Source organism: Pseudomonas sp. RA_35y_Pfl2_P32, from assembly GCF_963970735.1.
Taxonomy (GTDB): domain Bacteria; phylum Pseudomonadota; class Gammaproteobacteria; order Pseudomonadales; family Pseudomonadaceae; genus Aquipseudomonas.
This window is the reverse complement of the sequence record NZ_CAXAQF010000079.1, coordinates 1-783: the sequence shown is the minus strand read 5'-3', so window position 1 is coordinate 783 and position 783 is coordinate 1. Positions and strand designations below refer to the sequence as shown.

Genomic DNA, 783 nt, shown 5'->3' with positions numbered 1-783 from the left:
TCTCTGTTCATCGAACCCGATGCGCTGCAGATCGACGCGGCGATTCGCCTGGGCGCGCCGGTGGTGGAGCTGCACACCGGGCGCTATGCCGAGCTCGAGGGCGAAGCGCAGGCGGTCGAACTGCGCCGTTTGTCGGATGCGGCGGCTTTGGCGGCGCGCAACGGGATCGAAGTCCATGCCGGGCATGGCCTGACCTATGCCAATGTCGCGCCGATCGCGGCGATCCCGCAAGTGCGCGAGCTCAATATCGGGCATTTCCTGATCGGCGAGGCGCTGTTCGTCGGGTTGGCGACCAGCGTGCAGCAGATGCGCGCGGCGATGGACGCGGCGCGGTGATATCCCTCTCCCATCGGGAGAGGGAGGGGCCCGCCCGCGAAAGCGGGTGGGAGGGTGAGGGTGACATCGGGCACTGTGCCCGTCCCCCTCATACGGCCCTGACGGGCCACCTTCTCCCACCGGGAGAAGGTTCTTGTTTAACCGTTCAACACCGCCAACAAGGTGGTGCCGAGCTCGCTGGGCGAGTCCGCGACACGGATCCCGGCGGCTTCCATCGCCGCGATCTTGTCTTCGGCACCACCCTGCCCGCCACTTACTATAGCACCGGCATGGCCCATGCGACGGCCCGGAGGTGCCGTGCGGCCCGCGATGAAACCTGCCATCGGCTTTTTGCGGCCGCGCTTGGCCTCGTCGATCAGGAACTGCGCCGCCTCTTCTTCAGCCGAGCCGCCGATTTCGCCGATCATGATGATCGACTTGGTCGCCTCATCGGCGAGGAACAGCTCG

Annotated in this window: 1 protein-coding gene and 1 pseudogene; one reads left to right on the top strand and one right to left on the bottom strand. The window is 66.7% G+C overall.

The genetic code is table 11. The annotated features are described in order from the left end of the window. On the top strand, positions 1-336 hold a 336-nt coding region (locus tag AACY45_RS27155), incomplete at its 5' end, for a pyridoxine 5'-phosphate synthase (protein WP_339548510.1). A gap of 137 nt (positions 337-473) precedes the next feature. Here AACY45_RS27155 and AACY45_RS27150 read toward each other — a convergent pair. Beyond that, a pseudogene (locus tag AACY45_RS27150) lies at positions 474-783 on the bottom strand (succinate--CoA ligase subunit alpha); the annotation flags it as partial.